Here is a 7300-nt window from a genome sequence, read left to right as displayed (position 1 = left end):
GGGAATCTTGAGGGTTCTGTGAGGTCGCGTGGCAGGCGCGAGTCGCGCGCTCGGTCGTGCGTGCGACCTCACAGAAGCCGGATTGAACGAAGCTGCGGAGTTGTGGGCGCTATGGGAATAGCGCCGCGGATGCGGCTTCTGGGAAGGCGCGCCTGAGGTCGCCGCGCGTCGGCGACACATTCATCGGATGTGAAGGGCCCAATTGATCGGGCCAAGGGCGCGATCCAGCGAGCGGATTGCTGCGCTGGAACGCGTGGCCGAACGATTGGCGGGGTGTTTGGTGACGAACGCGGCCACGGCGACATCGAACGTCACCGCTGAGAAGCGGACCACGGAAGGGGTCGATGGTGCAGGTGTTGGTCATGACGTATCACAACGAAACGGTTGGTCGCGCGCGCTCGCTCGTGGGACGACATCGACGCGCCGCATGGTGCCGCCGCAATGTGGGCAGACGGGGATCTCGCATGTGGCGAGGGGATCGGGGGCGGCTTCTTGATCAGTTGGCGCGTTGCAGACAGCAAGGAGTTGACGGCAGAGGGCGATCTTATCGTTGCGGCCGCCGTTGGCGAGGAAGCCGTAGTGCCGGATGCGGTGGAAGCCGTCCGGCAGAGTGTGCAGTAGAAAGCGGCGAATGAACTCGTCGGCGTCAAGCGTCATTACCTTGGCTTTGCGATTTTGCCGATAGTCCTTCCAGGAAAAGCTCACCTTGCCGTCGGCAAGCGAGATCAGCCGACTGTTGGCGATGGCGACGCGATGCGTATAGCGGCCGAGATAAGCCAGCACCTGTTCGGGCCCGCCGAATGGTGGCTTGGCATAGACGACCCAGTCGGTCCGTCGAAGTTGATTAAGGCGCGCGGCGAATGCAGCTGGATCGGCGAGATGGGCGAGAGCGCCGAAGAAGCCCAGCTCGCCAGCCGCGAAGGCAGCTTGCAGCTCTTGCAGAAACAGGCGGCGGAACAGCCGGGAGAGAACGCGCACTGGCAGGAAGAAGCCGGGCCGGCAAGCGACCCAGCGCGTGCCGTCGAGCGAGGGTCCACCGCCCGGCACGACGCAGTGGATATGCGGATGGTGTTGCAGGGTCTGGCCCCAGGTATGGAGGACGGCAGTCACGCCGAGCTGAGCGCCGAGATGCTTGGGGTCGGCTGCGATGGTGGTGAGCGTCTCGGCCGCGCAGCGGAACAGGATGGCATAGACGACGGCCTTGTTCTGGAAGGCGATCTCTCCGGCGGGGGCCGGCATGGTGAAGACGACGTGGAAATACGGTACGGGAAGGAGTTCAGCCTGCCGTTCGGCGAGCCATTGCGCGCGCGCCGCGCCCTGGCACTTCGGGCAATGCCGATTGCGGCAGGAGTTATAGGCGATGCGTGTGGCGTCGCAGTCATCGCACTGCTCGACGTGGCCGCCGAGCACAGCCGTCCGGCAGGCCGTGATCGCGCCCATGACGCGCCGCTCGACGCGGCCCAGATGCTCGGCACGGGCTTGCCGAAACGCTTCGCCGTGGCGGCGGAAGATATCCGCCACTTCCAGAACCGGAGCCATCAGGTCCGCTCAGCCGGGCGGCACGACCTCCAGGCGGAGCCGGTCAAGCGGACTTGGCGTGTTGCTGATGGTCTTTGTGGCGACCTGAGTATAGCGCGCCGTGCTGGCCAGACTGGCATGGCCGAGCAACATCTGGATGATGCGCACGTCGGCCCCGTTCTCCAGGAGATGGGTCGCGAATGTGTGCCGCAACGTGTGCACCGTCACCGATTTGCTCAAGCCGGCTGCCGCACAGGCTGAACGGCAGGCGGCGTGCAGCACGTTCGGGACGAGCGGGCGTTCGTCGTCGCGGCCGGGAAACAACCATCGCTTTGGCCGAGTGAGCCGCCAATACGTCCGCAGAATCCTCAAAAGCTGCGGCGAGAGCATAACGTAACGGTCCTTGCCGCCCTTGCCGTGCTCGACCCGGATCAACATCCGTTGGCTGTCAATGTCGACAACCTTCAAGAGGACCACTTCCGATACGCGCAGTCCGGCGGCATAGACCGTCGTCAGCGCGGTACGGCTCTTCAGGCTCGGGATCGCCTCCAGAAAGCTCACCACCTCGTCGGCGCTCAGAACGACCGGCAACTTGCGCGGTTGGCGCGCATAGGCGATGCGTTCCGGAACGGTGTCATGACCAAGCGTCACACCGTAGAAGAACCGCAGCGCGCAGACGATTTGGTTCAGCGCCGGCCAGGACATCCCCGTCGCCACCAGATGAACCTGGAAGGCACGGATATCCTCCAGGTCAAGGCGGTCGGGAGAGCGACCGAAATACCGGCTCAACTTCGCTACGGCGTTGAGGTAGGATTGCTGCGTCGCCGGTGACAGATTGCGGACCGTCATGTCCTCGATCATACGGCGGCGAAGTGGGCTGATCTCAGCCATCGGAAAACCTCCTGTCTGAAGGGTTGGGCTTCGAAAACCCGCAATCCTCTCAGACAGGAGGCAATCCTTGCTATGGCTCCCTACATGCCGCGACAGCGGCTTCGTTCAATCCTGAATGTGGATTGGTCCTAGGACGGGACTCCTCAACTCGGTGCCGTCCGCCGTCGAAGCCACAGCAGCAGCGCAACGTGTGGATCGTCGATAATGGTCTTGGCGCTTGCCCCCATGCAAATGCGAGAGCTCGGCTTGCCCGCTCCCGACCGGGTGCGACAATTCAAGCCGGAGGGGCAACTCAGCAAAACCTGTCTAGCCCCACGCGCAAAAATATTTCTGTTTATCAGAATATCGATTCGGTGTATGAATGGCCCATCTCACCCGCTTGAGGGGCGCTTCGCGATCGTCACGAGTGTTGCGGTGAGATGCGGTGGACGCCGGGCGTGTGACTGACGAGCACGCGTGAAGCGGACGGCGAAGTCGTGCAGGCCTGACGCCCTAGTGGCAGGTGTCCTCTTTCAAGACGCGATTGCGTCTTGAAAGGGCGGTGACAAGCAAGCCCAGTCTCGCCGGGGCGAGCACGTATAAGCCGTAGCCCATCGCGCAGGGAAAGCCGGATTGCTCCGGTTACACCTGTGGTCCTACCTCCCGTGCTTTCTATTTTGCACGGGACCCATGGGTGCGATCGGCACCCGGCTTTCCCTGCGCCCTCTGTTCGAGAGGGAGCGACGACAATGCAAAGCTCGGGCAATTCATGTCGCGAGAATGCAACCTGCTTGCTTTAACCATCAGCTTCGCAAGTGAAGGCGCCGCGTGCAGATCAGCGGGAAATCAGATAACCGACACGCGATTTCAGCGAAAATCTCTCCGCAAGCAAGTAACATTGGAATGAAAGGCTCTTATCAATGACTGGCTGGGTCGAAGACTTGACGCAGCTATCAAATGGTTGGAAGGCGGCCCTCTTTTCCGCTGCGGTCCTGCTCGCTTTGTTTGCCTGCTACCTGCTCCTCATTGCGATGCCCGTCGCTCTCACTGCGGTAAGCCACGGCCGCGGGATCACCTTTTGGGTCTTCGAAATAGGACCAAATCGGACGTGTGAGCACGCCCATGAGATTTTGGCCAACAGTGCGGCGAACAACGAGATCGCCTTGTACGGAAACTTGGCTGAGACGCTGCTGAGGAGCAGTGAGAACTCGTTTGTTCTGGAGCACGCGCCGCCGGCAGATGCGGGCGACACCTCCCGAAGCAGCAAGATTTTGGCAATGCTGAATCAGGTCAGGACAACGCAAGACAAGCTTGCTGGGGAGCGGGAAGCAATCTTCAAGGCCATCGACCGTGGGTGTCTTCAACCTCTGGAGGAGCCTGGCCAGCAGACGACTTTGACATGGAAAATGGTCAGCCTCGTGCTTGGAGCATTGTTACTGCTGCTTGCGTTTGCGTATTTTGTGATCGCCAAGGTCATCCACGAACTATCGGTCAACGCATCCGAGACCGCGCCAGCCGGCTCAGAATAGCGCTCAAGCCGACCGGGTTTGAGAATTGGCAATGGAAGCGGACGCGAGCACCGCATCCGCTTCCTTCTCCTGGAGGGACGAGCAGCGGAGCTGCGGCCCCGCACACGCGGCGCGGTCACGATAAAGGAACCGGGCGCGCCGCGATTCGCGCACGACCGCCGCCCCGGAAGCTGGTATGACATTGAAGTGAACCAGGCGTTGCCGGTTGACTTGGGAACCGCCAGCAATCAGAAAACGCCTGAAAAATGAATGGTCGGAGTGGCAGGATTCGAACCTGCGACCCCTGCGTCCCGAACGCAGTGCTCTACCGGGCTGAGCCACACTCCGACTAAGAGCCGGGCTTATAGCGTCGGGTTTCGGAGACCGCAAGGCACCGAATTGAGGATTTTAGTCAGTGGATACGACCCTGAGAACGCACGTTATGCCCGCCGGTGCCTCCGCCACCGCGACCGCCGCAGGGGTGCTGGCCGAGGGCGGCCTGGTGGCCTTCCCGACCGAGACCGTCTACGGTCTCGGCGCCGATGCCGGCAACGCCAGCGCAATCGCGCGTCTTTACGAGGCCAAGGGCCGGCCGGCCTTCAATCCGCTGATCGCCCATGTCGCCGACCTCGCCGCCGCCCGCCGGATCGCCTTGTTCGACGGCCAGGCCTTGCGGCTTGCCGAGGCCTTCTGGCCCGGCCCGCTGACTCTGGTGCTGCCGAAGGCGCTCTCCTGCCCGGTGGCGGAACTGGCTACCGCCGGCCTCGATACCGTCGCGATTCGCGTCCCCGCCCACAAGGTGGCGCGCGAAATCATCAAAACCTTCGGCGGCGCCGTGGTGGCGCCCTCGGCCAATCTCTCCGGCCATGTCTCGCCGACCACGGCCGAGCATGTGAACGGCGACCTTGCTGGCCGCATCGACCTGATCGTCGACGGCGGCGCGGTCGAGGTCGGCGTCGAATCGACCATCGTCGGCTGCTTCTCCGATCCGGTGCTGCTACGGCCCGGCGGCCTGACCCGCGCCGAGATCGAGCGCGTGCTCGGTTATCCCTTGCAGTCACCGGCGGCCGCCGAGAGCGACGACAGCCAGCCGGTCGCGCCAGGCATGCTCGCCTCGCATTACGCGCCGCGCACACCCGTCCGGCTCAATGCCAGCGACGTCCATGTCGGCGAAGCGCTGCTGGCGTTCGGGCGCGCCAAGGTCGCGCGGGCCGAATGCGCCTCCGTCGTGATGAACCTGTCCGAGCGCGGCGATCTCGCCGAGGCCGCCGCCAATCTTTTCGGCTATCTTCGTACGCTCGACAAGAAAAACGCCGATGCAATCGCGGTGATGCCGATTCCGGACGACGGGCTCGGTGAAGCCATCAACGACCGACTGCGCCGTGCGGCCGTCGGCCGGGCATGATCCGAAGAGGGAACCGCTTTTCGGACAGAACCTGCTCAAGCTAAGGAGATGGGCCCATGATGCGGCAGGCTCGATCGCATCATGCTCGACATCGGAGTGAAAGACCAAGAACAATGAATATCGTCCAGCCTGCCATGCCGCCGCTTCCACCCGACCTGATCGAGAAATTCCGCGCCATCGTCGGCGAGAAATATGTGGTGACCGACGCCGCGGACATCGCGCCCTATTTGACCGAGGAGCGTAACTTGTTCCACGGCCGCTCGCCGCTGGTGCTGCGCCCCGGTTCGACCGCCGAGGTCTCCGCGATCTGCAAGCTCGCAACCGAGCACAAGATCGCGCTGGTGCCGCAGGGCGGCAACACCGGCCTGGTCGGCGGCCAGACGCCGCACAATGGCGAGGTGGTCGTCTCGCTGCGGCGGCTGGACAAGATCCGCGACGTCGACCCCGAATCCAACACCATGACCTGCGAAGCCGGCGTGGTGCTGCAGGTGGCGCAGCAGAAGGCCAGCGAGGTCGATCGGCTGTTTCCGCTCTCGCTCGGCGCCGAAGGCAGCTGCACGATCGGCGGCAACCTCTCGACCAACGCCGGCGGCACCGGGGCGCTCGCCTATGGCGTCGCGCGCGAGATGGCGCTCGGCCTGGAGGTCGTGCTGGCCGACGGCCGCGTGCTGAACGTGCTGTCGAAGCTCAAGAAGGACAACACCGGCTACGACCTGCACAACCTCTTCATCGGCGCCGAGGGCACGCTCGGCATCATCACCGCGGCAACGCTCAAGCTATTCCCGAGGCCGCGCGCGGTCGAAACCGCCTATGTCGGGCTGCAATCGCCGGCCGCGGCGCTCAAGCTACTGTCGATCTCGCGCAACGAGGCGGCGGGCGCGCTGACCAGCTTCGAACTGCTCGCCGACATCGCGGTCGACTTCTCGATCCGCCACGGCATCGACATCCGCGATCCCCTGACCAGCAAGCACCCCTGGTATGTGCTGATGGAGCTGTCGTCGTCGCGCAACGATGCGCGCGACACGCTGGAGGCGATCCTCGCCCAGGCGATGGAGGAAGGCATTGTCGACGACGCCGTGATCGCAGCGAATTTGAGCCAGCGCCAGGCGTTCTGGAAGCTGCGCGACGAGATGTCGGGGGCGCAGAAGCCGGAGGGCGGCTCGATCAAGCACGACATCTCGGTGCCGGTCGCCGCCGTCCCCGCCTTCATCGAGGAGGCCAATGCCGCGGTGGTCAAGCTGATCCCGGGCTCGCGGCCGGTGCCGTTCGGTCATCTCGGCGACGGCAACATCCACTACAATGTCAGCCAGCCGGTCGGCGGCAATGCGGCCGACTTCCTGGCGCGCTGGCACGACGTCAATGCAGTCGTGTTCGAGATCGTGCTGCGCATGGGCGGCTCGATCTCGGCCGAGCACGGCATCGGCGTGCTCAAGCGCGAGGAGTTGCCTGATGTGAAGGACAAGGTCGCGATCGAGCTGATGCGTTCCATCAAGACGATGCTCGACCCGCTCGGCATCATGAACCCGGGTAAAGTGCTGTGACTGCGTCTGCGACCGTTCCCTCTCCGATCCTCTCCATTGCCCCAATCACCGATCACGACGTCGCTGCCGTCGTCACGCTGTGGCAGGCCTGCGGCCTGACGCGGCCGTGGAACGATCCCACAGCCGACATTGCGCTGGCGCGGCGCGGACCGAATTCGGCCGTGCTGCTCGGCCGCGACGGCAGTGCGATCGTGGCGACCGCGATGGTCGGTCACGACGGCCATCGCGGCTGGGTCTACTATGTCGCCGTCGATCCCAATCGGCAGGGCAAGGGCCTTGGCCGCATTATCATGGCGGCGGCGGAAGACTGGCTGCGCGAGGCCGGCGTGCCGAAGCTGCAATTGCTGGTGCGGCGCGAGAACGCCAAGGCGAGCGCGTTCTACCAGACGATCGGCTACGAGGAATCGACCTCGGTGATGTTGGCCAAATGGCTCGACGGCCGCGAGCCGACACCGTGA

At 64.0% G+C, this 7300-nt stretch carries 6 protein-coding genes and 1 tRNA gene; 4 read left to right on the top strand and 3 right to left on the bottom strand.

Features of this window, described 5'->3' with window-relative positions; translation table 11 throughout:
- Window positions 1-360: 360 nt before the first annotated feature.
- The gene (locus AS156_RS06165) at window positions 361-1542 is read right to left on the bottom strand and encodes an IS91 family transposase (RefSeq protein WP_245312562.1); all 1182 of its coding nucleotides are present in this window, start codon (window positions 1540-1542) and stop codon (window positions 361-363) included.
- A 6-nt stretch (window positions 1543-1548) separates the two neighbouring features.
- Window positions 1549-2409 carry a tyrosine-type recombinase/integrase gene (locus AS156_RS06160; RefSeq protein WP_066501385.1) on the bottom strand — a complete coding sequence of 287 codons (861 nt, stop codon included), beginning with the start codon at window positions 2407-2409 and terminating at the stop codon, window positions 1549-1551.
- Between the two features lie 899 nt (window positions 2410-3308).
- Between AS156_RS06160 and AS156_RS06155 the strand changes: the two genes are divergently transcribed.
- On the top strand, window positions 3309-3917 hold the full coding sequence (locus AS156_RS06155) for a hypothetical protein (protein ID WP_066501381.1): 609 nt from the start codon (window positions 3309-3311) through the stop codon (window positions 3915-3917).
- 250 nt (window positions 3918-4167) lie between these two features.
- Here AS156_RS06155 and AS156_RS06150 read toward each other — a convergent pair.
- Window positions 4168-4244: transfer RNA gene (locus tag AS156_RS06150), tRNA-Pro, on the bottom strand.
- A 67-nt stretch (window positions 4245-4311) separates the two neighbouring features.
- On the opposite strand from AS156_RS06150, the gene AS156_RS06145 reads away from it, so the two are divergent.
- The 3 genes from AS156_RS06145 (at window position 4312) to AS156_RS06135 (ending at window position 7300) form a co-directional block, all read left to right on the top strand.
- Entirely contained in the window at window positions 4312-5301 is a 990-nt protein-coding gene (locus tag AS156_RS06145) for an L-threonylcarbamoyladenylate synthase (protein WP_066501379.1), read from the top strand.
- Window positions 5302-5414: 113 nt separating this feature from the next.
- Window positions 5415-6842, top strand: a complete 1428-nt coding sequence (locus AS156_RS06140) for an FAD-binding oxidoreductase (protein WP_066501378.1) — start codon at window positions 5415-5417, stop codon at window positions 6840-6842.
- Window positions 6839-7300, top strand: coding sequence for a GNAT family acetyltransferase (locus AS156_RS06135; RefSeq protein ID WP_066501375.1), 462 nt, complete (start codon window positions 6839-6841; stop codon window positions 7298-7300). Before AS156_RS06140 ends, AS156_RS06135 begins: the two co-directional genes overlap by 4 nt.

This window comes from Bradyrhizobium macuxiense (genome assembly GCF_001542415.1).
Taxonomy (GTDB): domain Bacteria; phylum Pseudomonadota; class Alphaproteobacteria; order Rhizobiales; family Xanthobacteraceae; genus Bradyrhizobium; species Bradyrhizobium macuxiense.
Note: the sequence above shows the minus strand (reverse complement) of the source record. Positions and strands in the feature narration are given on the sequence as shown.